Origin of the sequence: Vibrio sp. JC009 (genome assembly GCF_029016485.1) — a bacterium.
Lineage (GTDB): Bacteria > Pseudomonadota > Gammaproteobacteria > Enterobacterales > Vibrionaceae > Vibrio.
Genome location: NZ_CP092107.1, coordinates 1485594 through 1512494, shown reverse-complemented (window position 1 = coordinate 1512494; position 26901 = coordinate 1485594). Strand labels below are relative to the sequence as shown.

General features: G+C 46.7%; 24 protein-coding genes. 9 read left to right on the top strand and 15 right to left on the bottom strand.

The genetic code is table 11. The annotated features are described in order from the left end of the window. Positions 1 to 111: 111 nt before the first annotated feature. The 14 genes from L3Q72_RS21710 to malE all read right to left on the bottom strand — a co-directional run bounded on the left by L3Q72_RS21710 (position 112) and on the right by malE (position 14255). Complete coding sequence (locus L3Q72_RS21710) at positions 112 to 891, bottom strand: ATP-binding cassette domain-containing protein (protein ID WP_275132643.1); 780 nt, start codon at positions 889 to 891, stop codon at positions 112 to 114. Then, positions 888 to 1538, bottom strand: coding sequence for a GTP-binding protein (locus tag L3Q72_RS21705; RefSeq protein ID WP_275132642.1), 651 nt, complete (start codon positions 1536 to 1538; stop codon positions 888 to 890). Before L3Q72_RS21705 ends, L3Q72_RS21710 begins: the two co-directional genes overlap by 4 nt. A 321-nt stretch (positions 1539 to 1859) precedes the next feature. Beyond that, positions 1860 to 2540 carry a Crp/Fnr family transcriptional regulator gene (locus L3Q72_RS21700; protein WP_275132641.1) on the bottom strand — a complete coding sequence of 227 codons (681 nt, stop codon included), beginning with the start codon at positions 2538 to 2540 and terminating at the stop codon, positions 1860 to 1862. Between the two features lie 184 nt (positions 2541 to 2724). Beyond that, positions 2725 to 3642 carry a transporter gene (locus tag L3Q72_RS21695; protein ID WP_275132640.1) on the bottom strand — a complete coding sequence of 306 codons (918 nt, stop codon included), beginning with the start codon at positions 3640 to 3642 and terminating at the stop codon, positions 2725 to 2727. An 81-nt stretch (positions 3643 to 3723) separates the two neighbouring features. Next, positions 3724 to 4914 carry an NnrS family protein gene (locus L3Q72_RS21690; protein WP_275132639.1) on the bottom strand — a complete coding sequence of 397 codons (1191 nt, stop codon included), beginning with the start codon at positions 4912 to 4914 and terminating at the stop codon, positions 3724 to 3726. Next, positions 4904 to 5665 carry an ATP-binding cassette domain-containing protein gene (locus L3Q72_RS21685; RefSeq protein WP_275132638.1) on the bottom strand — a complete coding sequence of 254 codons (762 nt, stop codon included), beginning with the start codon at positions 5663 to 5665 and terminating at the stop codon, positions 4904 to 4906. Before L3Q72_RS21685 ends, L3Q72_RS21690 begins: the two co-directional genes overlap by 11 nt. After that, positions 5658 to 6428 carry an ABC transporter permease gene (locus L3Q72_RS21680; protein WP_275132637.1) on the bottom strand — a complete coding sequence of 257 codons (771 nt, stop codon included), beginning with the start codon at positions 6426 to 6428 and terminating at the stop codon, positions 5658 to 5660. Before L3Q72_RS21680 ends, L3Q72_RS21685 begins: the two co-directional genes overlap by 8 nt. A gap of 84 nt (positions 6429 to 6512) precedes the next feature. Then, complete coding sequence (locus L3Q72_RS21675) at positions 6513 to 7520, bottom strand: twin-arginine translocation signal domain-containing protein (RefSeq protein ID WP_275132636.1); 1008 nt, start codon at positions 7518 to 7520, stop codon at positions 6513 to 6515. A gap of 190 nt (positions 7521 to 7710) precedes the next feature. Further along, positions 7711 to 8553, bottom strand: coding sequence for a metal ABC transporter permease (locus L3Q72_RS21670; RefSeq protein WP_275132635.1), 843 nt, complete (start codon positions 8551 to 8553; stop codon positions 7711 to 7713). Then, complete coding sequence (locus tag L3Q72_RS21665; protein WP_275132634.1) at positions 8550 to 9299, bottom strand: ABC transporter ATP-binding protein; 750 nt, start codon at positions 9297 to 9299, stop codon at positions 8550 to 8552. Before L3Q72_RS21665 ends, L3Q72_RS21670 begins: the two co-directional genes overlap by 4 nt. Before the next feature lie 5 nt (positions 9300 to 9304). Beyond that, positions 9305 to 10180 carry a zinc ABC transporter substrate-binding protein gene (locus L3Q72_RS21660; RefSeq protein WP_275132633.1) on the bottom strand — a complete coding sequence of 292 codons (876 nt, stop codon included), beginning with the start codon at positions 10178 to 10180 and terminating at the stop codon, positions 9305 to 9307. A gap of 346 nt (positions 10181 to 10526) precedes the next feature. Further along, on the bottom strand, positions 10527 to 11417 hold the full coding sequence (gene malG / locus L3Q72_RS21655; RefSeq protein ID WP_275132632.1) for a maltose ABC transporter permease MalG: 891 nt from the start codon (positions 11415 to 11417) through the stop codon (positions 10527 to 10529). Between the two features lie 11 nt (positions 11418 to 11428). Then, complete coding sequence (gene malF / locus L3Q72_RS21650; RefSeq protein WP_275132631.1) at positions 11429 to 12997, bottom strand: maltose ABC transporter permease MalF; 1569 nt, start codon at positions 12995 to 12997, stop codon at positions 11429 to 11431. A 76-nt stretch (positions 12998 to 13073) separates the two neighbouring features. Next, positions 13074 to 14255: a maltose/maltodextrin ABC transporter substrate-binding protein MalE gene (gene malE / locus L3Q72_RS21645; RefSeq protein WP_275132630.1), complete on the bottom strand. Its 1182-nt coding sequence runs from the start codon at positions 14253 to 14255 to the stop codon at positions 13074 to 13076. A gap of 636 nt (positions 14256 to 14891) precedes the next feature. Here malE and malK point away from each other — a divergent pair. The 3 genes from malK to L3Q72_RS21630 all read left to right on the top strand — a co-directional run bounded on the left by malK (position 14892) and on the right by L3Q72_RS21630 (position 19561). Further along, a complete protein-coding gene (gene malK / locus L3Q72_RS21640; RefSeq protein WP_275132629.1) occupies positions 14892 to 16031 on the top strand; it encodes a maltose/maltodextrin ABC transporter ATP-binding protein MalK in 1140 nt (379 codons plus the stop codon). Positions 16032 to 16184: 153 nt separating this feature from the next. After that, positions 16185 to 17480: an HD domain-containing phosphohydrolase gene (locus L3Q72_RS21635; protein ID WP_275132628.1), complete on the top strand. Its 1296-nt coding sequence runs from the start codon at positions 16185 to 16187 to the stop codon at positions 17478 to 17480. A gap of 164 nt (positions 17481 to 17644) precedes the next feature. Then, on the top strand, positions 17645 to 19561 hold the full coding sequence (locus L3Q72_RS21630; RefSeq protein WP_275132627.1) for a methyl-accepting chemotaxis protein: 1917 nt from the start codon (positions 17645 to 17647) through the stop codon (positions 19559 to 19561). 58 nt (positions 19562 to 19619) lie between these two features. Here the strand turns inward: L3Q72_RS21630 and L3Q72_RS21625 are convergent, their stop codons facing one another. Continuing rightward, positions 19620 to 19820, bottom strand: a complete 201-nt coding sequence (locus L3Q72_RS21625) for a restriction endonuclease subunit S (RefSeq protein WP_275132626.1) — start codon at positions 19818 to 19820, stop codon at positions 19620 to 19622. Between the two features lie 248 nt (positions 19821 to 20068). Between L3Q72_RS21625 and L3Q72_RS21620 the strand changes: the two genes are divergently transcribed. Genes L3Q72_RS21620 through L3Q72_RS21595 form a run of 6 tightly spaced genes read left to right on the top strand, consistent with a single transcriptional unit; the run spans position 20069 to position 26899 of the window. Beyond that, positions 20069 to 21025: a MoxR family ATPase gene (locus L3Q72_RS21620; protein WP_275132625.1), complete on the top strand. Its 957-nt coding sequence runs from the start codon at positions 20069 to 20071 to the stop codon at positions 21023 to 21025. 5 nt (positions 21026 to 21030) lie between these two features. Next, positions 21031 to 21948 (top strand): DUF58 domain-containing protein, encoded by a 918-nt coding sequence (locus L3Q72_RS21615; RefSeq protein ID WP_275132624.1) that lies wholly within the window; start codon positions 21031 to 21033, stop codon positions 21946 to 21948. A gap of 2 nt (positions 21949 to 21950) precedes the next feature. Continuing rightward, the gene (locus L3Q72_RS21610) at positions 21951 to 22430 is read left to right on the top strand and encodes a DUF4381 domain-containing protein (protein ID WP_275132623.1); all 480 of its coding nucleotides are present in this window, start codon (positions 21951 to 21953) and stop codon (positions 22428 to 22430) included. A 26-nt stretch (positions 22431 to 22456) separates the two neighbouring features. Further along, complete coding sequence (locus tag L3Q72_RS21605) at positions 22457 to 23395, top strand: VWA domain-containing protein (protein WP_275133769.1); 939 nt, start codon at positions 22457 to 22459, stop codon at positions 23393 to 23395. Next, positions 23388 to 25226, top strand: coding sequence for a VWA domain-containing protein (locus tag L3Q72_RS21600; protein ID WP_275132622.1), 1839 nt, complete (start codon positions 23388 to 23390; stop codon positions 25224 to 25226). The genes L3Q72_RS21605 and L3Q72_RS21600 overlap by 8 nt, the downstream gene beginning before the upstream one ends. Continuing rightward, positions 25226 to 26899, top strand: a complete 1674-nt coding sequence (locus L3Q72_RS21595; protein ID WP_275132621.1) for a BatD family protein — start codon at positions 25226 to 25228, stop codon at positions 26897 to 26899. The genes L3Q72_RS21600 and L3Q72_RS21595 overlap by 1 nt, the downstream gene beginning before the upstream one ends. Positions 26900 to 26901: the final 2 nt, after the last annotated feature.

Below are 26901 nucleotides of genomic sequence, written 5' to 3'. Positions count from 1 at the left end.
TTTTTTCTTGAATTAAATACTTCAGAATCTGGACAGAGTTCTTTAGCCTTAATTAATACGCCCCTTGCAGCATTAACTGGTATAGAAATATAAATCTGATTCTTTTGCATATTATGCACCTATATTTTCTTGTAAAAACTTAAGCGTGTTTTTATCCAGCTTATTTCCATGTCTGAGGTTTTCTCTGAACTCTTCAATAATTCCGTCCATTTTCAGAAAGTATTTTAAGTGTTCCCGCTCTGTGTCATCAGATATAATAAGTTTCGACATAGAGCCGTTTTTCATAATGACCCTTTTCTGAGCGGTTATTATCAGGTTTGGATCATGAGACGCGATCAGCACCATTTTTCCTTCAGATGCCAAAATTTCTATCCCTTTGGTTTTATTTATCCCTGCATTCTCGATTTCATCCACCAGCACAATAGGTGCATTGCTTATAAGCGCAGTATCTGCAATCATCAGAGCCCGTGATTGCCCGCCACTTAATGAGGTCAGATTGGAACGGGCAGACAAAGGCTCACCGGCTAAGCTGTTTGCCAAATCCAAAATCTTTTCAGTTATCGCTTCATCTTTTATATTCCGGCTTTTTGCATGCAGACGAATAAAACTGCCTACATCTAAATCCATCATAAAATGCATATTTTGTGAAAGTGACGCGGTTATCTGCACATCCAGCGGGTCGATCTGCTCACCATTCACTAGTACCTGTCTTCCAGAAGGGGAATCACCATTAGCCAGCTGTTCAAGATCAGAAAGAAGCAGACTTTTTCCTGAACCGGTCGGACCGGCCAGAATAATAACGTCCCCTCTTCTGATAACCAGCTCATCAACGGCTTCTCTGTTACCACTTTTGTCATGTCCGGATATGATTTTAATTTCTTCTATATTCATACTTCTTGCACATCCATCTTGATGACATTCCCCATCTGATATTCAAGACCCAACCTTGTTTCACCTTCACAGTAAGAACACACTGCAGAAGGCATATCATGCCTTAGCTCCATGCCACTTAAGGACTGAGTAGATTTAGCGTCCAGAACCAGCCTTTTTAGACTTAACGCCCCCATACCGGTTAATCCATTAAGCTCAATGGCTTTTGCTGTCGGATTGACCTCTAAAACATTGCTCCTGAACACTTCCCTTTCGGCCTGAGAAACCATATCTCCTTTGGTAATAACAACGACGTCTGCCGTCGTTAACATGGGTCCGATTTTTTGCGGAGTATCAATACCACTAACACAATCCACCACTGCGATTGCCAGGCAGTCTTTTATCGCTGGAGCGCACCGGTGACATAGCCCGGCAGTTTCTACCATTGTCATGTCCACATGATGCAACCGGCCAAAGCGGAAGATTTCTTCTGCGTTCACCGCACCATAGTGGTCCGGACAGACGTAATCGCTTATGCCAACGACAACAGGAATGTCTAATTTCTCTTTAAATAACTTGCCATCTGACGTCTGATGACAATCAATTTTGCCAACAGCAACATTAATACTGTCTTTTTGCAGGAGCTTTATCAGATGGATAAGCACCATTGTTTTTCCTGACGAAGGAGGCCCTGCTATGGTTATAAATCTCATTTTATTCTTAGCTCCAGACAACTATTTCAAGTAATAGCCTGTGATTTCATATCACAAAAATGTTATTGAGAATTATTACCGATTAGTAACAAGGAGGTGCTTGATTATTGTCAACCACATATATTTATACCAATCCCAGCAATTATCTGTTCATCCTTGCTTGTCAAAATCGCTAATAGCTGCGTTAAAATTTTTGTAATTAGATCAGAAATACGGGCGACAACTCAAGTCCAGTCACCGCTATAGAGGGGGGATATTGGGATATTTGCCGCTATGTCAGGATGCAGCAAAAATATCCGGGGTAAGATCAACTGACTTGCATAAAGAGGGAATATCAATCAGAGCCAGGTGATGACCGCTCTCGGCTATATGGCCTTCAGTTTTCAGCTTTTTTATCACCCTGGACAGGGTTTCAGGCTTCATACCCAATTGAGAGGCCAGCAGCCTTTTCGTTACCGGCAGGCAAAGCTTGTTCTCTTGCGGTAATTGCTCACGATATATTTCAGCCAGTTTCATTACCAGCCTTTGGTTAGCATTTAGCTGAGTCAGGATATTTAGGGTATTCATTAGCTTGTGAACACTGTTACTCATATGCTCCATCACCTTTAACGAAAGATCGGGTGACTGACTAACCAGACTAACCACATCATCATGGCTAAACTCCCAAAGCACAGAATCCTGCTCAACACGGGCACTCATCGGATATTCCAGGGGAGACATAAACATCGCCATTTCGGCAATGGCACCGCCGGCAAGAAAAACCTTAAACAGTTTTTCATCACCACTTGGCATCAGGCGATAGAGTGAAACCTTCCCTTTTTCAATCAGATACATATGTTCAGCCCGGTCACCACGACTAAACAACGAATGCCCGGCAGCACAGAAAATCTCTTTTCTCGTCGAGAATAACTGTTGTTTCTGCTTTTCATTCAGCAGAGAAATAATGGAGCCAGACAACCGATCTTCCTTAGCTTGATTATTATCAAGCGGTATATTCAGGGCATAATGCATGAGTACAAATAATAATCATTCCTATCTATATATGCAACTGACAAAGAGACCATTATGCTCTTGCGCATAAAAAACGAAGCCTACTTTCCAGAATACAGAAAGCAGGCTGTAAGTCAGAACCTAAGACGTTTTACCAAGCGTAGCTAAGCTTAGTTGTAACACGGTAATCTGTGCCTAATGTACCGGCTGTACTGTCATTATAATCGCGGTATACAGGAATACCGACACCGGCAAACAGTTTAAACTTCTTGGTAATACCTGAACTGAAACCTGGTGTCAGGAAGATCTCATGACCACCGGAGTTGACGGCTTCAGTGCCATTCTTAACGTTTTCATCAGCTAATGTACCGTTCAGTTCAATAGATGGCATAAACTTAGGATGAACCAGATAGCTATAACCTAAGTTATATGTCAGTTGGTCACCTTTCTCATAGTTGTTGTCGCCTTCCTGATTAAAGATATACATCGCAGAAAAATCTATACGAGAGTTAGGCAGTGGCTTGGTGATACCAACTTCAATAATAGGATCCGTAGATCCGTCACCATTTTGCAAGCCATCAGATAGGTTATCTTTATCCGTTGAGCCCGTTGGCAGTTCTACACCGATACCAACTGTACTGAAAAAGCTGTCACCCAGTGCCGGAGAGGTAAGCTGGTATCTGGCAAGTACCCGAACATCCCCAAGCCCGGAATTATCGTAGTCCGCCATCTTGGTTGACATAGATTTATCTACATAGGGAACAAGCATACGCACATCAAAATTTGAACCTAAACCATAGCGGATAATTGCGTTGCTTTTTAATGACGTCATCTCTTTGTTAGCGCTATTGGTAATAGTGTCGTTGCCACTATAAAGATCACTCTTTTCCACAAAAACCGTTTTAAGGTTGGTTGCCAGCTTTCCTTCGGGGAAAACCATACCAGTGGAACCGTGAACAGGCCCGGCAGGCATTTTCATCTGTTTTGCCTTTTGGCTTGTTTCTTCTGCAGCATAAGCATTAAAAGCCAATGCAGAAACAACAGCAGAAGCGATAATCAATTTTTTCATGTTTAACTCCGTAGTTTTGATTTATTCGTTTTCCATCATTTTCTTTATCGTTATTATTGTCCGGTTAACCTATAACCCGATTTACCCTTGCTTACCGTCGACCCGGCGACGGTGATATCTGCTCCAGAAAAAACGCAAATAAAGCAAAAAGCTGAGCGATATAAACACCGCTATAAGCGACTGCTCCATTTTCAGTGAATAGAGTCCGGCCACCGGCCCCGATAGAGCCAATGCCAGCCCCAGCACGGAAAGAATCATCAGCAGTACTGGCCCTTGATAAGAGAGCGTATAACCTGTGTGCTTTTGCCCGACCACCAGCATAATCACCAAAGCCGCAATGCCTGCTGCGCAGATAAACAGCAGGTAGACGGAATGATAAATATCACCCGCGCCGGAAATGTTATTTATTCCTATGGCAACGAAGCCGCCTGCGATAAGCAGATAAAAAAGGTAAAGCGCCTGATAGTAGAGATCGCGCCACGCCTTAGGCAGATGCCAGTCGTTGAGAATATTTAGCAGCGCAGCCGCACAGGCCAGTGCCAGCCAGCCTGAAGCTGAGCTGCCAGGAAGAAACAGGTCAGCCGCCAGAAAAGCCAGAATGATCCAGATAGCAAAATTACGTCTTGGTGGCCTTGCCAGAAACCTTTCATCCGTCACTTGATACTTTTCCAGCGCATGATTTACAACAACCATAGACATCCGGCTCAGAATGGTCAGAACGATGATAAGAAAAATACCGCCACAGACTTGTAACCATGGCTTAGCTTGTTGCAACCCGTCGCTCAGAAGGAAGAAGTAGCTGATTAAGGTCACAGTAAAAAGAAGCAGAAGCTGATAATAGAATATCCGATGACGCTGCTGCCTCTTGTCGGTAATCGGATGAAACAACACCGCCAGTAACATCAGCAAAAATGCGCTGTTAATCAGGGTCACAGGAAGCATGCCAAAATAGCTCACCGCCAGAGCAAATAACCGGCTTATGCCCCATAAACTCACCAGTAACATAAGACGTCCGGAATCAACCCGTTCAGTATCAGTCCAGGCCGGAAATGCCGTTAACAAAAATCCTGCGATTAATGCACCACCAACGCCATATACCAGTTCATGCAGATACCAGATTTCTGCAGCTCCGGGAAAGTCTGAGATTAACCGGCCGCTAAACAAAACGTTATATACAGCAAGTATCACCGCATAAAACGCCGTCAATAAAAAGAATGGCCTGAAGCCACAGGCATAAAGTGGCGATTTACTGTCAAAAAAACTAACGGCCATATTCATTTTTACCTTCTGTCTGAAATGCCTGTTTAACCCTGTCTTCCTTAAGAAGCTGCATAGTTGTAGAGTAAAGGTAATCCTGATCCCGGCAAGCTCTCGGAACATCGCAATGGCAGGTATAGACCTGACGGCCGGGATTATCACTCAGCACGACAATCTGGTCCGCCAGCCTGACCGCTTCATTCAAGTCATGGGTAATAAAGAGAACCGTCAAACTGCGCCTTTCTATCTCATCGCACAAAAGTGTATACAGCTCCTCTTTAAGACCGATATCCAACGCACTGAATGGCTCATCAAGCAGAAGCAACTCAGGTTTTACGGCAAGGGACCGGGCAATTGCCACCCTCTGGCACATGCCGCCACTCAGCTCGTGAGGGAATTTGTCCAGATCCTCTTCAACCAGCCCGACTTCCTGTGCAAGCTCCGCAGCTACCTTATCCCGCTGTTTTCTGGTAACCCCCTTTGCTTTCATCCCCCAGCCTATGTTATCCAGCGTGTTTTTCCAGGGCAGCAAACGGGTATCCTGAAACAGGATTGATGTGGTGCTAAAGCCGTTCTCAATTGAACCGGTTTCGACATCAATCAGGCCGGCAACCAGATTAAGCAGCGTTGATTTGCCACAACCGGAACGGCCGACAATGGCGACCACCTGCCCGCAATTGAGATTCAGATTGATGTCGCTTAGCACCAGCTTTTTATCAAAGGCGTGGCTTAGCCCGGTTATGCTCAGTTTATTGCTGTTAGTCACGCCACTTCTCCACCCGACGTTTAAAAGGTTCGAAGATGGCATACTCGGCAACCAAAAGAACGACAACAATGGCAATAATCCAAGCCATGGTAGCGGCCGTGTCTATGTTGACCCGTGCAGCAGCCAAGCCTGCACCTACCCCACTGTTACTTGCCAGAAGTTCAGCCATCACCACCACTTTCCAGGATGTGCCCAGAGCCGTGACCCAGGAAGGAAACAGATAAGAAAGAATATGAGGCAGATGTACATCGTAAAATGTCATCCACCTTGATGCTGAAAAGCTATGCGCCATCTCTGTCAGGCGCACATCCAGAGTCCGGGCTCCCTGTACACCGGCAGCAAAAGTGATAGGAAGGGCGGTTACCGTAATGGTAAAAATAGGCACGCTGGCATCACCGGAAAACCACAGTAATGCGAGTACAATCCAGGCAATAGGCGGAATGCCGATCAGTATAGTAACCAGAGGACGGACAGCCATTGAAAGCGTTGCGGAAAGTCCGGCCAGCGTTCCCAGCAAACTGCCAACAAAAATAGAGAAACCAAAACCCAGCAGAGCTCGCCAGGTAGTTACCCACAGAAATTCAGCCGCAACCCCCTGTTCGGACAGTTGCCAAAGCCGCTTTAAGGAAGCTTGCGGGGAAGGCAGGATAAAATCACCATAGACCTGGCTCCCGTAATCCCACACAGCAAAAAAGACCAGGATACTGGCCAGAGCGCCAAAGCCACTCCACAGATAATGACCAATCTGTCTAAGGCAACCCATAGACCTTCCACACCTTTGTGTTAACAAATAGCAACAGAGCCCGGATACGTATTCTCCAACCAGACTCATTCAAGTAAATAAAATCTACCCCAGATAGAAGTCACTGCCTGGCAGCTTGTCACCGATAATGCCCGGATTTAACTCAGCAAGGATGGTGAAGAAATCTTCTATTTCCTGCTGAATATCCTTAGCTTTAACCAGAGCAAAATTGGAGAAAGGAATGGAGTGCTCAATAACCGGTGCCTTCAGAGGCATATATTTCTGACCTAAACGTCCGGCATCAGCCGGGTTACTCACCACCCAGTCAGTAGAGTTTTGCAAAGAATTGTGCAGTTGGTCAGGCAGTTGTGGCATCTCATTTAACAGAGAATCCGATACCATCATGCCCGCCTGCGGAATTCGTGCAGGTCCGCCGGTCGCTTCTCCCCACATCGTCTGAAGGTTGATAACACGAGCCATTTTCTTCCCTGCTTTCTTGCTTTTTAGCAAGGCAGCTGTCGCTGCTGGCTCAGGCAGTACGGCGTGTTTTACTCTGCCTGAAAGCAATAACTGCAGACCTTCAAAAGGTGTAGATACATAGTTCAGACGGTAATCCTTGTCCTGCACCATTCCCTTCTTCTGAGCCACATGCTGGAAAACCAAATCGGGCATATCCGCCTTATATGGCATAACAATTTCCTGCCCCTTCAGATCTTCCATTTTCTTTATACTGCCATCGACAGAGATGACATACAGAAGGCCCCAGGTCATGATATTCATCAAACGAACTTTCATTCCTTTGTTATGCAGATTTGCCGCCACATAACTTGGCGCTCCCGCTATCTCCCAGCGGCCGGTAACAAAGTTTGTTCTCAGTACATCCGGGTCACGGTAAATATTAAAACCAAGATTATTAACCAGTCCCGGCAAGGCGTTGTTTTCAGCTGCATGAGCCAGTGGCAAAGATGGATCTGCCGGAGGGCCATATATGGTTAACTCTTTACGAGGCGTGTTTTGCGTTGCGAAGGCCAACCCCGGAAACAAACTTCCTGCTGCAACAGTTGCACCAAGCAGACTACAATCTCTAATAAACTCACGCCTTGTTTTACTCATGGTAATTCTCCTCCGAAATTGGTATTGCACCAATTAACGCAAATGATAATAATTCGCATTATAACGCACACATATCAATCTCTGGCTTGATAATTATCAAGAGTGTCTACCTGTGTTAAGTATCAAAAGAGACAACGGCTCCGAAAGGAGCCGTTGGACAAATATTGCTACTTCAGAAAAAGCCGTGACCTTATAACCGGAATAACCGCTTTAAAATCACGAGAACAATATAGATGCACCCCGCCAGTATTACGGTTGTTGAGCCGGTCGGTGTGGCCAGCAGGTAGCTGGTAATCAGTCCGGATGTTGTAACCAGAGCACATATTACGCTGGATAGCAGCATCAGAGTTTTCATCCTCCTGGCAAACAGAGCTGCGATGGCAGGAGGAAGCGTCAGCAGTGCAATCACCATCACAATGCCCACCAGCGAAATCATCAGAATCACCGTCAGAGCAATCAGCAGGATAAGAAAGGTCTCAAACAGAGAAATATTGATGTTTCTGGACTTAGCGAAATCCGGGTCGAAGGAAACGGCCACAAACTGGTTATAGAAAATCAGGCTGACACCGGTAATCAACAGATTAAGAGCAGCTATGGTAACCAGATTTCCTTTGGAGATCAGAAGGATGTTACCAAAAAGGTAGCTCATAGGATCAAGGTAGCCGGGAGTCAGGTACATAAAGATCAGACCTAACGACATTCCGATGGCCCAGATAGCACCTATCACAGTATCGACCCGTGCATCAGTCTGGGTGATAGTCAGACTGATGATCAGCCCCGCGACCAGCGCAAAAACCATCGCACCACCCATCGGTGTAATAAAAGAGATACCCAGTACCGTACTCAGATAAAGCGCGAGCCCAATACCGCCAAGAGCGGTATGGCTGATAGCACCAGCGATATAGGTCATTCGCTTAACCACAACAAATGAGCCGATAATGCCAAACGGAATACTGGATAGCAGCCCTGCAATCAGGGCATAGCGGATAAAAGGAACATCGGGGTTAGCTAACGCTTCAATAAATCCGTTCACAAAGCCACCTTCAAGCCATGTACTTCACCTTGTTTCTTCCCGACAAACGGATGACAGGACAGAGGGTCGAACGGGCTGTAATGGCTTCCTTCCGGCAACTCCTGAAGAGTATGATTTACCCATAGCAAGCGGTGCGCTAAGTTATCAACAAAACCGGCATCATGGGTGACAAACAAGATGGTCAGAAACTGACTTAATTCAGTAATCAGGGCTTTAAGCCGATCACTGCTTTCTTTATCAATATTGGCAGTGGGCTCATCCAGCAGCAAGATTTCTTTTGGCGATACCAATGCCCGGGCAATCAGCATCCGCTGGGCCTGTCCGCCAGACAACTCGCTCACAGAGCGGTGTTTCATTGAGGTTAATCCAATGGATTCCAACGCCTGGTCTGCCGCTTTCTTATCATTTTTTGTGTAGAAGCCGAAAGACTTGACCAGCCCGGATAACACCACGTCAAACACAGTCATTGGAAATTGTTTATCAAACCGGGCGTACTGAGGTACATAACCAACCAGACTGTCGTTCTCCGAAGCACTTCGGTTACCACTGTTAATGGCAATCTTTCCGCGCTCGGACTTGATCAGCCCCGCCAGAAGCCGAAAGAGGGTGGTTTTACCACCCCCGTTCGGTCCCATGAACGCGACAATTTCATTTCTTCTTACGGAGAAGTTAATGTCCGACAGCACCAGATTCCTGCTGTCATAGGAAAAGCTAAGCTTTTCCACGCTAATATGGGGTTCGTTCATTAATGTTACCTAACTGAGCCTTTCACTGCGTCAGCGATATGCATCAGGTTATTAATGTAATCCGGGTTAAGCGGACTCAGGCTAACCACAGCGCCATTAATCGCCTGTGCAATCGCTCTGGCCGAGTTCTGAGAAAACTCAGGCTGAACAAACACAATGCTTACATTATCTTTCTTCGCGTTCGCAATGATTTGCTGAAGTTTTGCCGGAGCCGGTTCTTTACCGCCGGTCTCAATCGCCACCTGCTTCAGACCATAATCATCAGCGAAGTAACCGAATGCCGGGTGGAATACGAACATAGTATTCCCTTTATGAGAAGCCAGAGAATCAGACAGAATCCGGTCAATGTCATTCATTTCCTTGAGCAATTGATCATAACCTTTCTGATAAACGGCTTTTCCTTCAGGATCGATATCCACAAGCGACTGATAGATGTTTTTTGCCTGAATCTTCACAAGACGAGGTGAAAGCCAGACATGTGGATCTTTCACTTTCGTGTTGTTTTTCTTAACAAGAGAACGGTACTGAATTCCTTTCGTTGTATCGGTGATCTTCAGAGATGGCAGAGTTTGCTTGAGTGTTGGTAAAAATGCTTTTTCAAAAGGGACACCAATACTGAAAAAGACATCGGCTTTACCTAAATCGATCACTTGTTGCGGCGTAGGTTCGTACGTTGCAGGACTTTTTCCCGGGCTTACCAATACCTGAACATCAACACGCTCACCACCGATTTTCTCAACAAAATAACGCTGAGGAAGAATACTGGTGTAAACACTGACAGGCTTAGCGCTGCCTGCTTTGGCTACTGTTGCAAACACCGGAAACAGAAATAACAGTGTAAACGACAAAATAGCAGTAATCACTTTTTTAATGGGGTTCATTAAAAACTCCTTGTTTAGAAATGCAATACGTTAAAAATTGCACACAATTAAATGCGAATAATTATCATTTGTCAAATATTGTTATGTTATAACAGTTTTAAGATTACCGGGATTGGTGTTAGATGCTATCGGAATGGTCAGTTTGCAGGGCTCTGGCGCAAATAATAAAAAACCCGGAAAACTCCGGGTCCAGGTAACAAAAACCGTTAGCATCAAAAGTAAGGAATTAGCTAACAGCCAGCTATGCGTACCTTAATACTTACCGCTGTTAACTTGTCGGCGGCCAAACCAAAAGGTGTTAACAACAGGCAAAAAATGAGCGGCCATCTGGCCGCTCTTATCATTTTTATCCTTTCACACCACCGGCGGTAAGGCCACCCACCAGCCAGCGCTGTGCTAATAAGAATACAACCGTGATAGGTAGTGCTGAAAGTACCGCTGCCGCCGCAAAGTCACCCCACAGGTAGTTCTGAGGGTACAGGTACTGCTGCATACCTACCGCAAGCGTATACTTGTCTACATCAGATAGCAATAGCGATGCGACAGGCACCTCACCAACAACCCCGATAAAGGCCAGAATAAATACCACGGCAAGAATCGGCACTGATAGTGGCAGAAGAACCAGACGGAACGCCTGCCATGGTGTTGCGCCATCCAGTGCTGCCGCTTCTTCCAGAGAGCTGTCAATCGTCTCGAAGTAGCCCTTAATGGTCCAGACGTGCAGCGCAATACCACCAAGATAAGAGAAGATCAGACCGCCATGGGTATTCAGTCCCAGGAACGGAACATATTGACCCAGCTTATCAAACAGCGCGTACAGAGCCACCAGAGCCAGCACAGCCGGGAACATCTGGAAGATCATCATCGCCTTCAGAATCGTCGTCTTACCACCAAACTTCATACGGGCAAACGCATAAGCTGAGGTTGTCGACAGCGCCACAATCAGCACAGATGAAATACCTGCAATCTTAATCGTGTTCCAGAGCCATGTAAGAACCGGGAACGGCGGTGGCGTTACGGTTCCGTCTGCATTGGTGACCGAGAAGCCAAGCGCCAGTTTCCAGTGCTCCAGTGAAGGATTTTCCGGGATCAGGCTACCTGTTGCGAAGTTACCTTCGCGGAATGAGATAGCCACAATAATCAGCAGCGGAAATATAATTAGTGACAGGAATACCCAAAGAGCAATATGAGTTCCCCATACACGGTATTTTAAATTTTTACCTTGTACCATTGGCATAGCAGCTCTCCTTAATCCTGCTCAAGTTTAGTGAATCGTAGGTTCAACAGTGCTAACGCGCCAACCAACAGGAAGATAAGCGTTGCGATTGCACTTGCCAGACCAAAGTCCTGACCGCCACTACCTTCAAACGCGATACGGTAGGTGTAGCTCACAAGCAGGTCGGTGTAACCTGCAGGCTCAGAGGTACCAATCATATTCGGACCACCGCTCGTCAGCAGGTAAATCATTACAAAGTTGTTGAAGTTAAACGCAAAGCTCGCAATCAGAAGCGGAGTCAGCGGTTTAATCATCAGCGGCACAGTAATACGGGTGAAGTTCTTCAGCGGACCGGCACCATCAATCGCTGATGCTTCGTAAAGATCCCCGGGAATGGCTTTTAGCAGACCCATACACAAAATCATCATATAAGGAAAACCAAGCCAGGTGTTTACAATCAACACCATCACACGAGCCAGAACCGGATCGGAGAACCACGCCGGGCTGATACCAAACATGGCATTCAGCACCATATTGATTTCACCAAAGCTCTGGTTAAACAGACCCTTGAAGATAAGAATCGAGATAAATGCCGGTACTGCGTATGGAAGAATAAGCAGAACACGGTAAACCGCACGGCCTTTCAGCTCTTCCCACTGAACCACGCTTGCCAGCACCAGACCAATAACCAGAGTGAATACCACTGTCAGAGCAGAGAACACAATGGTCCAGATAAAGATGCCGATAAACGGCTCTTTGATGCCTTCATCTTTCCATACACGCTCAAAGTTTGCGGTATCAATGTTAACAACAAATCCAGGAGAGATGGTGCTACCGATAAAGTTACCACTCTGATCAACAGCCTGGTAGAAACCCACTTCCATATTTGGTTTCAGGACTTCACCGGTTTCGTTGTTGATCAGTGTCTCACCATCTTTTTCAAGGGTGTACAGAGGCACAACCGCAGCGAACTTACGCAGCCCGCTCATACGAATGTTGTTACCGTTTGGCAGCTCTAAATCAATCAAATTCAGTGTCGGACGGTTTTTGATGATGGCTTTGATTTTTTCTTTTTCACCAACAAGCTGATCCACCTCTTTCAGCGAAAGGTTTTTCTCAGCAGCGGCATCCATTCTGAAATCGTCAGAAGAGAGCAGCTTGTCGCCATCTTTAACAACGATGCGGTAACCGTCATCGGTTTTATAAAGATTAAACGGATAGCTTTCACCACTCTGGAATGTTCTGTCCATCAAAACGGACTGAGCTCTGTCAAAAGAGAGCTGATTTTTAGCACTATAGTTGGTAAACGCCAGGCTGACCGTATACATCAGAGGGAAAAGGATAAAAAGGATCATCCCTGCGATGCCAGGGTAGATATAACGGTGTGCGTAAGTCTTTTTACTACCAAAAACGTAAAGTGCCAGAGCGGTTAATACGACGGTAAGCAATGCAAAAGCAAGCTCACCCCGGGAATACATTAGAATTGTGGCGTAGCCATTTACAATGCCCACTGACGCCAGTATCGCCCATTTGATGAATACGGCTTTGCTGGTAGGCATTGTGGATGCTGCAACGGCACCTGAACCTTGAACTGACTGCATAAAAGAAACCTGCTAGCGGTAAATAAAAACTAAGGAGGGGTTACCCCCTCCTCAAATTAAGGGGTAGAAAACTAACTTATTTAGTCATCTGTTTTTCTGCATCTGCAAGCGCAGCATCTACAGTCTGACGACCGTCAACAATGTTGATGATTGCTGTTTTCGCGCTGCCCCAGAATGCGTTCATCTGTGGAATGTTTGGCATGATTTCGCCGTTCATAGCGTTATCCATGGTTGCTGCGATACGCTTATCTGAATCCAGCTCATGCTGGAAAGAGTTCAGAGCAACAGCGCCAAGTGGCTTGTCATCATTAACCATGCGCAGACCTTCGTTTGTCAACAGGTAGTTTTCAATAAACTCAACTGCAAGGTCTTTGTTTGGAGAAGCTGTGCTGATACCAGCAGACAGAATACCAACGAAAGGCTTAGACGCCTGACCGTTAAACTTAGGCAGAGTTGTTACGCCGTAGTTGATGCCTGCTTTCTCAACGTTGCCCCATGACCATGGACCATTGATAGTCATAGCCACGTTGCCTTTAGTGAACTCAGACTCAGAAACAGAGTAGTCCATGTCAGGCGAGATAATTTTCTTATCAACCAGGCCTTTCACAAAGTTCATAGAACCTTTAACACCCGCGTTGTTGATACCGGCATCTTTTACGTCATAGCCGTTAGCTGTGTATTTGAATGCGTAACCACCGTCAGCCGCCATCAGAGGCCATGTGAAGTACGGTTCTTTCAGGTTCCACATAATTGCAGACTTGCCTTCTTTCTGAAGTTTCGCGTGTAGCGCTTCTACTTCTTCCCAGTTCTTAGGCGGAGTCGGTACAAGATCTTTGTTGTAAATCAGAGAAAGAGACTCAACAGCAACCGGATAACCGATTAGTTTGCCGTCATACTTAACTGCATCCCATGCAAAATCCACGATGCCGTCTTTAGTCTCTTTAGAAGGTTTAATTTCTGCAAGAAGACCTGCTTCAGCATAACCACCAAAACGGTCGTGCGCCCAGAACACGATATCCGGACCATCGCCAGTCGCTGCTGTCTGAGGGAACTTGTCCTGAAGTGCATCCGGGTGAGCTACTGTTACTGCAATACCAGTATCTTCTTCGAATTTCTTACCAACTTCAGCAAGACCGTTGTAACCTTTGTCGCCGTTAATCCAGATTGTTAGCTGGCCTTCTTCAATAGCAGCGTTGGCACTCAGAGAACCTAGAGCAGCCATAGTACAGATAGCAACAGTGCTTAGGGCTTTTTTCATGTTTATATCCTTTATTTATTGTGATGTAGGGCTGTCCGATGGGTAAGCCATATTTCGATGGATATAATCTTAAAAACAGAGGCTTTTATCATCATCCTGAATTCTACGCCCCCGCCACAATGCAATAATTTCGTGATCCCGATCCGACCAGATTAGAGATCTCAATCACAAAAGGTTAAATTTTTGTGATCTAAAGCACTTTAAATCTATGCTTTTATTTGATCTCCGTCTTACTTTGTATTTATCCCCCCTCTAAGCCTCCTCCCCCTCTACTACCCCCGTAATTATTTTTTCCGGGAGGATGTATGAACAGCCAAAATCTAAGAAACTGCATACATCCAAGAGTGGATGGTAAGAACCCTTTCCAGTGTTATGTAATCACTGGCTTGTAATGCCCGGGGGTCAGCTGTCACAACTTGTATGCAATTAGAGGTATTTATTTACGGGGGATGCATACAGGCTTGTGTGGGGGAAAGCTGACCCGCATTTGGCTTTAATGGGTGATGTTTGTCCTGAAATAGGCATCACCCTTTTTTCTTTTTATAAAAACAATCCCTAAACAGTTTCCAATTACTCTGCACCCTACAATGCTCGTGTGCGAGGTAAGTTATAAAAAATTAATCGAGGACAGGCTACATGGCGAGCGTCACGTTAAAGAATGTATGTAAAGCTTATGACGACGTACTTATTTCAAAGAACGTCGATCTAGAAATCAAAGAAGGCGAATTTGTGGTTTTCGTTGGCCCGTCAGGCTGTGGTAAATCTACCCTGCTTCGTTGTATCGCAGGCTTAGAAGATATTACTTCAGGTGACCTGTATATCGGCGATGAGCGCATGAACGATGTAGAACCATCTAAACGTGGCGTTGGTATGGTGTTCCAGTCTTACGCTCTGTATCCGCACCTGAACCTGTACGATAACATGTCATTTGGCCTGAAGCTGGCAAAAGCTGACAAAGGTGAAGTTGATAAGCGCGTTTCTCACGCAGCTGAAATCCTTCAACTTGGTCACCTGCTGGATCGTCAGCCAAAAGCACTTTCAGGTGGTCAGCGTCAGCGTGTGGCTATCGGCCGTACTCTGGTTTCTCAGCCGCAGGTTTTTCTTCTGGATGAACCTCTTTCCAACCTTGATGCCGCACTTCGTGTAAACATGCGTAGTGAAATCACTAAACTGCAACGTCAGCTTGGCTGCACCATGATCTACGTAACCCACGATCAGGTAGAAGCGATGACAATGGCTGACAAAATCGTAGTACTTGATGCCGGTTACGTTTCTCAGGTTGGCCGCCCTCTTGAGCTGTACCACTACCCGCAAAACCGCTTTGTAGCAGGCTTCATCGGTTCACCTAAGATGAACTTTATGAGCGTGCAGGTTGAAGATGTACGTGATGATCAGGTTATGGTTCAGCTTTCCAACGGCGAAACTTTCTGGATCCCGGTTGACGGTAAAACAGTAAACCGTGGTGAGCGTATGTCTCTGGGTATCCGCCCTGAGCACCTACTAAATGCTGATGAAGCGGACGCAACAATCGAAGGCAAGGTACAAATCGTTGAGAAGCTGGGTAACGAAACTCAGGTTTACCTTCACCTTGACGGCGCAGACGCCGATGTTATCTACCGCGTACCAGACACAATCGGCGTAGAAGTCGACGACAAGTTCAAGATTGGCATCGCAGCAAACCGCTGCCACCTGTTCCACAGCGACGGCACAGCCTGCCGCCGTCTGCACAGAGAGAACGGTGTGGATTATGAAAGAATGCTGGAAGAAATGAATTAATCAGTCAAAGTAAATGCCCCTTTAACGAAAGGCCCTTTTCGAGAGAAAAGGGCCTTTATCTTTTTTTGCGCTAAATCAAATTGCAACATATCCCCTCCTCCCTCAATTTGCGAACTAGTGCATCCGCTCTACACTTTTAATGTGGCCAGAAGAATGCCACAAAAAATAATCATTACAGGCAAGGTGACCATGGATAAGTTATCTCTTAAAGAATTGGCTGTGCCAATGATCAAAGCTATCGACAGCTTTAACTACTTACTGAAATCACATCACAGACGGGTTGCCGTTATCTCTTACCACATAGGTAAGCAGATGAACCTGAAAGAGGACGAGCTATTTGAGCTTGTGGTGGCCGCTGCGCTTCACGATATCGGTGCGCTATCGGTCCAGGAGCGGGATATGCTGATACAGGATGATGTGACTAACCCAAAACCACACTGCATTGTCGGCTATCGCATGCTGGGGTCATTTGAAGCCTTTAAGACAATTGCTCAGATTATCAAACACCACCATATCGTTTATGAAGACTCTGCCAGAGCTGAGCCTGGGGAAGTTATGTTCCAGAGTCATATACTCCACTTAGCTGACCGGGTGGATATTCTCATCTCGCCGGATGAATTTATCCTGAATCAGAAAGCGAAAGTGACCGAAGGCATACGGGAAAAGGTAGGCACCACCTTCCATCCCGAAGTGTTTGAAGCATTTGTTGCTGCCTCTAAGTCAGATATTTTCTGGATCGATATTAACAATATGGATATTGACCAGCTGTTCAGAAAGCTGAACTTCTCGCTCGATTTTGAGCTCACCGCTGACAACGTTATTGATTTTGCCATAACCCTGTCAAGAATCATTGATTTTCGCAGCCGCTTTACCAGCTCCCACTCATACACAGTTGCCCATTTAGCGCATCTGATTGGCAGCTACTTTGACTTCGACGATGAGAGATGTAAAAAGCTGATGGTAGCCGGATATCTGCATGATATTGGCAAAATCGGTATCGATCCGGGCATCATTGAAAAGAAAGGACCACTTACCGACGATGAGTTCAACCTGATGAAGCTGCATGCCTACTACACAGGCCAGATACTCAATGAGCTTAGCGTTTCAGACTGGTTTGCTGAAATTGTCACATGGTCAGAAAGGCACCATGAGAAGGTAACCGGTAACGGTTATCCGTTTTCTCTGGGAGAAGAGAGTATCGATCAGGGCACCAAGATCCTGGCCTACTCAGATATTATCTCAGCATTAATGGAAGAGCGGCCGTACCGTGAAAGCCTGTCCATCGATGTTGCCTTTGACATCATCAAAAACAAGATCTGTGATTCGCTCTCTGCCGATATGTTCGGGGTTATTGAGGAACACAAAGAAGAGATAAACAGAGTGGTTCAAAGCTGTCAGAACTTTGCTAATACCACCTATCAGGACACGATAGAGATGGCGACGGCCTAATCTTTCTACAAAGCGATCAGAAGGGAGGTTTCAATGCCTCCCTTCTCTATGAGTCGCATTTTAAACAGCCAGAACAGTTTCTTAAATACTATTGATATTTAAGTAACTGTTCTGGTTTCCTCTTCTATAATTCCAGTAGATACTGCAAAAAATAAGGACTGGATATGATAAAGCGACTCAGTATCAAACAAAGGGTGATATACGCGATTACCTTTATGATCCTTCTGGTTACTTCGCTGCTGCTTTTTGTTTCCAATAACAGTGTAAAAACCATTATCCATGAAGCAGAAAAAAAAGAGCTGCATAACTACTATGATATTGCCAAAGCCCAGTTGGACAGTACCGGGCAACTGGCAATCGGTCTGGCAACACTTATCTCATTAAACGAAGATATTCAGAAAGACTTTGCTCAGGAAAACCGGGAAGAGCTTGCCAGAAGAACCCTGCCTACCTTTAAGGTAATGAAAGCTGATTTTGCCGCGCGCCAGTTTCAGTTTCACAAGCCACCCGCTTACTCATTTTTCCGCGTTCACAAACCTGAAAAGTTTGGTGATGATCTCTCTTCTTTCCGTAAAACCGTTATAGAAACCAACAGTAGCAAATCACCGATAATGGGACTGGAAAAAGGGGTTGCCGGTATTGGTATCCGGGGCGTAGTACCTGTCTCCTACAAGGGCGAACATACCGGCTCTGTGGAATTCGGTATGTCTTTCGGGCAGCCTTTTTTTGAAAAGTTTAAATCCTCATATAACGTTGATATCGCCTTGTACATAGATAAAAAAGGTGAGCTGGCACCATTTGGTTCAACCCTGGGAGAAATGGTTTTTTCTGATAAAACGCTAGTCAGAGAAATACTCACAGGAAAAACCGAAGAGTCTTATTATCAGTCGACAATGAATGACACTCCGCGTGCTGTCTTCCTTCACGCCATCAATGACTATTCAGGCAACCCTATCGGCGTGCTGGAAGTTGTGATGGACAGATCCCGTAACGTGGAAGCCATTAACAGCGTATTTATGCAGTTTATTATTATCGGCGTTATCGTTTTACTCCTGGGCAGTCTGGCGGCTTATATCATCAGTTTGGGTATCACCAGACCAATTATCGCCACGGCAGCGGCAATGCAGGATATCGCCGAAGGTGACGGCGATCTGACGAAAAGGCTGGAGGAGAATACCGGTGATGAGCTTGGCATACTGGCGCAAGCTTTTAATAAGTACTCAAGTAAGGTTCACAGCACCGTTGCCAAGGCTTCCAGTGTATCCATTCAGCTTGCGGGGTCATCGGAAGAGCTTGCCGGTATCACCACTGAGTCGGGCAGAAACCTGGAAATGCAGCAGCAGGAAACCGAACAGGTCGCAACCGCCATGAACCAGATGCTGATGACGGTACAGGAGATCGCCCAGAATGCAGAAGAGGCCTCATCTGCTGCCAATAGTGCGGATCATGCCACCATTGAAGGCCAGAGCAACGTAGAAAAAGTGGTTGAAACCATACAGCAACTGGCCCAGAACATAACTAAGGCTGAAACTGTTATCAACAAACTGGAAACTCAGAGTAAAGATATCGACAGCGTTCTGGTTGTTATCCGGAATATTGCTGAGCAGACCAACCTTCTGGCACTGAATGCTGCCATAGAAGCCGCGCGGGCAGGCGAACACGGACGGGGCTTTGCCGTTGTAGCCGATGAAGTCAGAACACTCGCCAGCAAAGTTCAGGGCTCCACTGAAGAGATTCAGGTAATGATCGAAGCACTTCAGTCTGGTGCCAATAATGCGGTAGAGGCAATGCAGTCCAGTATCAGCTACTCAGATGCCTCTGTTGAAGTAGCAAAAGTGGCTCAGACAACACTCAGTGAAATTGCCGCTTCAGTTACCACAATTAACGATATGAATATGCAGATTTCAAGTGCTGCTACCGAGCAGGTTTCAGTATCCGATGAAATCAACAAAAATATCGTCAATATCAGTGACGCTGTGGCCTCTTCCAAAGACAGCGGTATACAGATATCCAAAGCAAGTGATGAACTGGCTCTTCTTGCATCGGATATGCAAGAAACAATGAATCAGTTTAAGCTATAAAACAAAACACGCACTGACCTGAGCCAGTGCGTGTTTTTTTATCCCGGACAATTCGTGCTTAGTGAACTGGTACCTGGTTTTCCTGGTTGAATTTACCAAAATACTGCTCCATCACTTCCGGAGTCAGTTTGCCTTCTGCTTCCAGCTTTTTCAGCTCAGCTACAATGGCTTTCTGCTCTTCCAGAGTAGGCAGTTTTTCTTCCGGCTCGTTTGCCATTTCCTGAGACATCTGCTCAAGCTCTTTCTCAAAATCGCTCATCTCTAATACCTGATTAAATACGTTTAGCAGGGAGTTTACCTATTTCATTTGCATGATTCCAGTTTCAGTCTGACCTGAAGATCAACCATTGAGTCTCAATTTCGCGAACCAGATCGGATTGGTGTCTATATATCAACCAGTTAACCAGGCTTCCCTTGATAGGCGCAGACCTGCCCCAATATTAGTTTTAATCGGAACTTTTTAGCCATTTTGAAGCCAAAGCAGAGTTATAAGGAGAAACTGAGTTCATGCATTCTGAAACCTTCCAAAAGCTTCAACAATATTTAGAATCACAGATTATTGGTCAGTCAGAACTGGTAAAACAGCTTCTGGTTGCTCTGCTCGCCGATGGTCATATCCTGGTAGAAGGCCCTCCGGGCCTTGCCAAAACCCGGGCGGTAAAAACATTGTCAGACTGCATTGAAGGTGACTTTCACCGTATCCAGTTCACCCCAGACTTACTGCCCGCAGACCTGACAGGTACAGATATATTCCGCCCTGAAACCGGAGAATTTACCTTCCAGCAGGGACCGGTATTCAACTCCCTTATCCTTGCCGACGAGATAAACCGGGCACCGGCTAAGGTGCAGGCCGCTATGCTTGAGGCCATGGCTGAAAAACAGATCACCGCAGGCCGTCAAACCTATGCACTGCCGGATCTGTTTCTGGTGATGGCGACTCAGAACCCCATTGAGCAGGAAGGCACCTACCCGCTTCCGGAAGCTCAGTTAGACCGTTTCCTGCTGCATCTGGACGTAAGCTATCCTGACGCTGAAAGCGAACTGGAAATCCTGAGGCTAAACCGTGGCGAGGCCCGTGGGGAAACACCGCCTGAACATGTGTTTATCGGTCAGAAAGAGATTTTTGAAGCCAGAAGCTCGGCGCTGGCCGTGCATATGTCAGAAGGCATAGAGAAGTACATTGTCAGACTGATTATGGCAACGCGCTCACCGGATAACTACAGCTCTCAGGTTGCAGACTGGCTTGAGATGGGCGTCAGTCCAAGGGCCACAATCGCGCTGGACCGCTGCGCAAGAGCGCACGCCTGGCTGAGCGGCCGCGACTTTGTCACTCCCGAAGATGTGCAGACAATGGCCTTCCCGGTACTAAGGCACCGCCTGCTGCTGACCTATCAGGCTCAGGCTGAAGGCATTCACCCGAATCAAATCATTCAGCAACTGATTACTCTGGTGGGCAGCGCTTAAGCTCTATGCAACACGAACTCCCTAAATACAGCGACGGAGTGACTCTGAATTTTAACGAGTTACTCCAGTATAAAGCTCAGACCATTCGCTGGCTTCCGCCGGCGAAGAGCCTGTGGTCTCAGATAAATGGCCAGCACCAGAGCAAACAGATTGGCCGGGGAATGAATTTCTCTGAAGTGAGAAAATACCAGCCGGGCGACGATATCCGCTCCATAGACTGGCGCGTAACCGCAAGGACAGGTAAACCACATACCAAGCTGTTTACCGAAGAGAGAGAGCAGCCCGTTATTATCTATGCCGATATCAGTGCTTCCATGAGATTTGGCTCATCACTGATGCTTAAATCGGTGCAGATGGCTCATATGGCCAGCCTAATTAGCTGGCTGGCGGTGGAGCAGAAAGACAGGATTGGCGCGGTTATCGATACGGGAAACCGGCTTGTGGATATCAGGCCCACCTCGCGAAACCGGGGGCCACTTCAACTGCTGCATCAGATTGTCAAAATGCATAATGACGAATTACAGAATGCGCAACCCGCCAGTAATACCATGGAAAACGGCTTAAACGCCCTTCGCAGGTTGTGTCCGAAAGGCAGCGAAATTATTATTCTGAGCGACTTTGTCCGTTTTCATGAAGACGATGCCGCTATACTGACTCAGATAAGACAGCATAACCGCGTTCAGCTGGTTCACTTTTATGATCCTTTGGAGATGGGCAAGACGAAATTTAAGGGAACAGAAAAAGTGACCAACGGACGCAATACTCAATGGTTGAACTTTTCGGCTAAATCAACCAGACAGCAACTGGAGAACCTGTTCAACAGCGAACAGGAAAAAATAAAACAAGTGAGCCGCTCGCTCGCAATTCCATACTATTCTATATCCAGTGCTAAGCCATTAATCTATCAAATTGCCGGGACATAAAAATGACACAAGAAACAACAACTCAAAGTCATCCTTTGCCTTTAGAGGCGCTACAACTGCCTGAGCCTCCGGGTTTCTGGCCGTTTGCCTGGGGATGGTGGAGTCTTATCGGCACAGTCATGCTATCAGTTGGCCTGATTTATCTGCTTATTCGCTGGCAGAAGAAACGACATGCACCGAAAAAAGCAGCTATCGCACTGCTAACTCTGGAAAAAAATACCATTACCCCTTCCGGCGCGATGGAAATCGTCAGACAGGCCGTGCTCAGTTACTACTCCAGAGCGAAAGTGGCCCATCTGTCCGGAACCAGCTGGCTTGCATTTTTAGACACTCAAGTTAAAGACCCCATTTTTGCTGAAAATGCCGATGACTGGATTGCAGCCCTTTATGAAAAAAGCCCGGAATACGACCGCGAATACCTTATTCAGCAGTGCGACAAATGGCTGCATGATGCCCTGCCACCAAAAAGGAGGGAGCGTTGATACAATTTGAGTTTGTCTGGTGGTGGATGCTGTTGTTATTGCCGCTGCCGGTACTGGTTTACCTGTTTGCTCCTCCCGCGAAAGAAAGTGCTGCTATTCACCTTCCCTATCTGCCGGAAGGTGGTTCCATGTCCGGCCCGTCCAACCGGCTACTGAAAGTTCTGACCCTTATCATCTGGGTTGCACTGGTTACGGCATCAGCCAGACCGGTTCTGTTTGGTGAGCCGGTGGAAAGTCACCCTAAGCACAGGGATCTGATGCTGGTTGTGGACTTGTCCGGTTCAATGAATACCGAAGATATGGAGCATAAGGGTGACTTTACAGACAGGCTGTCAGCCGTTAAGCGAGTGCTTACAAACTTTATAGATAAACGTCAGGGCGACCGCCTGGGTCTGATTCTGTTTGCTGACCACGCCTATCTGCAAACACCGCTGACTCTGGACAGGCAAACCATTTCAGCTCAGCTTAACCAGGCGGTTCTTGGACTGGTTGGTAAAAAAACCGCTATCGGTGAAGGTATAGGTCTGGCAACCAAAACCTTTGTGGACAGTGATGCCCCACAGAGAGTGATGGTGGTACTGAGCGACGGTGCCAACAATGCCGGTGTACTTGAACCGTTAAAGGCCGCTGAGATCGCGAAAAAGTACGGCACCACCATTTATACCGTGGGTGTCGGTGCCGGCGAGATGCAGGTAAAGGAGTTTTTCTTTACCCGCACGGTCAATACCGCCAAAGATCTGGATGAGAAAACCCTGACAGAGGTCGCTGAACTTAGCGGGGGCAAGTATTTTCGCGCCAGAAATCAGCAGGATCTTCAGGATATTTACGACACGATTAACAAACTGGAGCCTGTCTCAAACATTACTGAAACATGGCGGCCACAGTCAGAGTGGTTTAAATATCCGCTGACTATCGCACTTATTTTATCCGCAATACTGGTAGTACTCAGACGTCATCATGGTTGATTTTGTATTTCTTTACCCGCAATGGTTAATCGCTCTGGCTCCTTTAGGGCTGGTGCTTTACTGGTACTTTAAAAGTTCATCATCAAGCGGGCTTATTGCTTCCCATATCGCAGTAAAACTGGGATTAACGCATAAAACTGACCGCAAACCGGCTGTTGCCATCATTGGAATCTGCTGGCTGCTGACCACTCTGGCACTCTCCGGCCCAAGCTTTCAGAAAGCACCGCTTCCGGCCTTTGATGTGGATAGTGCGCGGATTTTAGTGCTGGATATGTCCCGCTCTCTTTATGCCAAAGATATCAAACCCAACCGCCTTACTCAGGTGAAATACAAGGCGCTGGACCTGCTTCCCTACTGGAAAGAGGGAAACACAGGCCTTATTGCCTACGCCGGTGATGCCTATACCATCAGCCCGTTAACATCAGACTCCAGGACGCTGGAAAACCTGATTGTGAATCTTTCTCCTGAAATTATGCCCTATCCCGGAGCCAATGCAGGTGCAGCCGTTGAACTGGCGATTGATACCTTTCGTCAGTCAGGATACAGCAAAGGTGAAATTATCATTGTGGCCGATGATATTGACGATCAGGAGCTGAAAGCCATTAGCGGACAAGTCAAAAGCAGCAACTGGTCTGTCTCAGTGCTGGGCGTCGGTAGCAAAGAAGGCGCGCCCATTGAGCAGAAAGACGGTTCGCTTTTGTCCAACTCTGCCGGTATTCCGGTTATCGCCAAAACCAACCTGAACAATATGCAGGAACTGGCAAAAAAAAGTGGCGGGCTGTTTATGCCAATCCAGAACGACAACTCAGATGTGGAAAGAATCGGTGAATTTACCGCTAAAGCCGACCTGGACTCAGCAAAGCAGGATTCACAGACCTTTGAAGAGAGAATCAACAACGGTTTCTGGTTGCTTCCTCTTCTGTTGGTCCCTGCACTGTATCTGTTCCGAAAGGGCGCTATTTTCGCTCTCGTCATCACCCTGGGAAGCTTTGTTAACCCGAAACCGGCGCTTGCAGGGCCATGGATAAACAACAATCAGGACGGCTACCAGCTATTTCAGAGCAAACAGTATCAGGATGCTGCAACAAGCTTCGATGACCCCTACTGGAAAGGGCTCGCTCAGTACGAAGCCGGTGACTATCAGGCAGCGATAGAAAACCTCAAAGGCAACAACAGCGAAGAAGCAAAATATAACCTTGCTAACGCTTATGCCCAGAGCGGCGATCTGGAAAAAGCCTCAGAGCTGTACAAAGAGATTCTGGAGACTAATCCTGAGCATCAAAGTGCGAAAAAAAATCTCGAAATCATTGAGAATGCAAAGCAGCAACAACAACAACAACAACAACAACAACAACAACAACAACAACAACAGGATTCTGAGAACTCGTCTGAGAATCAAGATAAAAACTCTGATAAAAGCCAGAATAGCGAAAACCAGCAAAGTAACGACTCTCAGCAGAAAGACTCATCGTCGGATTCGCAACAAAACTCACAGCAGGATTCGCAGAAACCGTCCGGACAGTCCCAACAGGACAGCCCCGATCAGGAATCTGGCGCAGAGCAACAAAACAAAGAAGAAAATAACTCAGAATCAGAGCAAGCTCAAAAGTCAGCAGAAACCAGAGATGCTAAACCGTCAGATGAAGATGGCGATAAGCCCGAATCTCAAACGGCAGCGCCGCAACAAGACAATAGCGAGCAGATTGACCCTGAACTGAGAAAACTGGAACAGGTAGAAAGTGCCCGCGATCCAAGCCAGCTAATTCGCGCTCAGATGATTTTACAGGCACGGGAAAAAGAGACACCAAAGAATTCAGGAAAGACATGGTAATGAAAAGAACAAACCGACTTTTTTCACCGCTAATTTCACTGGCCGTCATGGCTATCATGCTAATAAGCCAGTCTGCTCTTGCCGCCACCGCAAGTGTATCCAGCACTAAGCTGGCTAAAGAAGAGGTCTTTCAGCTCAGAATTGTCGCAGAAGAGAACCTGGATTCCGGGGATATTGATTTCTCAGTACTGAAAAAAGATTTCTATACCGGCACACCAAGGTTCGGCTTTTACTCAAATATCACCAATGGCAGAAAGTCGGTAAAAAGTGAATGGACCATCTCGCTCGCCCCCCTGCGCTCAGGCGCTCTTAGCATACCTGCCCTGCAGGTCGGCAAAAGTAAAACCAGGCCCATAAAACTCACCGTAACCGTAGACCCAAAAGCCAAAACTCAGGACGACTTTGTTGAAGTACAGGCAAAGCTGAGAAAGCCTGAATTCTATCCGGGCGAACTAAACCAGTTAAGCACCCGAATCATTATTAAAGCGGACTCCAGACAAATCCAGAGTGCCAATATTGTTCAGCCAAGTGTTCAGGGCGCTGACTCCGATGCCTTCAACCTGGAACCTATTGGTGAACGTGAGGAATATCAGGCGGTAGTGGATGGCATGGAAGTGATCGTTGTGGATCAGAACTACAGCATTACTGCCAGTCAGGCCGGTAAGTTCGTAATTAACGGCCCGGCTCTGAAAGGCGCGATTATCGACGGCAGCAGACGCTCCGGCTCTTCAAGAATCGTCCGGGTAGATACTCAGCCTGAAATTCTGATCGCCACTGTTCTTGCTAAGCCAGAGAACTACACCGGAAACTGGCTGCCAAGCTCAAACCTGACTCTGGAGCAGAAATGGTTTGATGAATCAGGACAGCAAATCCGCAACACAGACAAAATAGAGCTGACGGTTGGCTCTCCGGTTACCCGTCAGATCACCCTGAGTGCAGAAGGGATTGCCTCTGAACAGTTGCCAAATCTCAAGATATCCTACCCAGACAGTATCCGGGTTTATGAAGAAGCGCCTCAGCTGACTCAGGAAGAAAACACCGCCACACTAACGCTTAAACAGGTTCTGATCGCGAAATCCGCAGGCTCGGTCGCGCTTCCGGATGTAAGCCTGTCATGGTGGAATACCCGGAATAAGCAGGCTGAAAACGCGATTGTGCCGGGAATCGAGTTTCAGGTTAGCGAAGATCAGAGCGCCCCACAGACTATCGCACCACCAGCCCTAGTTCCTGCACAGACGGAAGTGAAAACAACCGTTGAAACGGTCACAGTTAAAGATCCCGGGCTCTGGCCATATCTTTCTCTGGCTCTTGGCCTTGGCTGGTTTGTAACTTTAGTGCTTCTGCTAAGAGCAAGACGTGTATCTGTCAGTGCAAGGAAAACCGAGACTCACCCAGAGCAAGAGAGTGCAGATATCAGCGCCTTAATCAAAGCGATCAAAGGCAGAGACGGCATTAAATCTCAGGCCCTTCTGGATAATTTATTGAGTCAGCACCCGGATACTGACCCAACCATCGAATCGGAAATCCGCAAAGAGCTGAGTAAAATGCAGGCTTCGCTTTACGCAAAAGATGCGGGTAAATGGCAGGATAAGCAGTTAATCAAACTTCTGAAAAAAGTGGGTTCTAAGCGCAAAGCCAGGGTCAACAGAGAGCCTGATTTAGCAGCTCTGTAAAA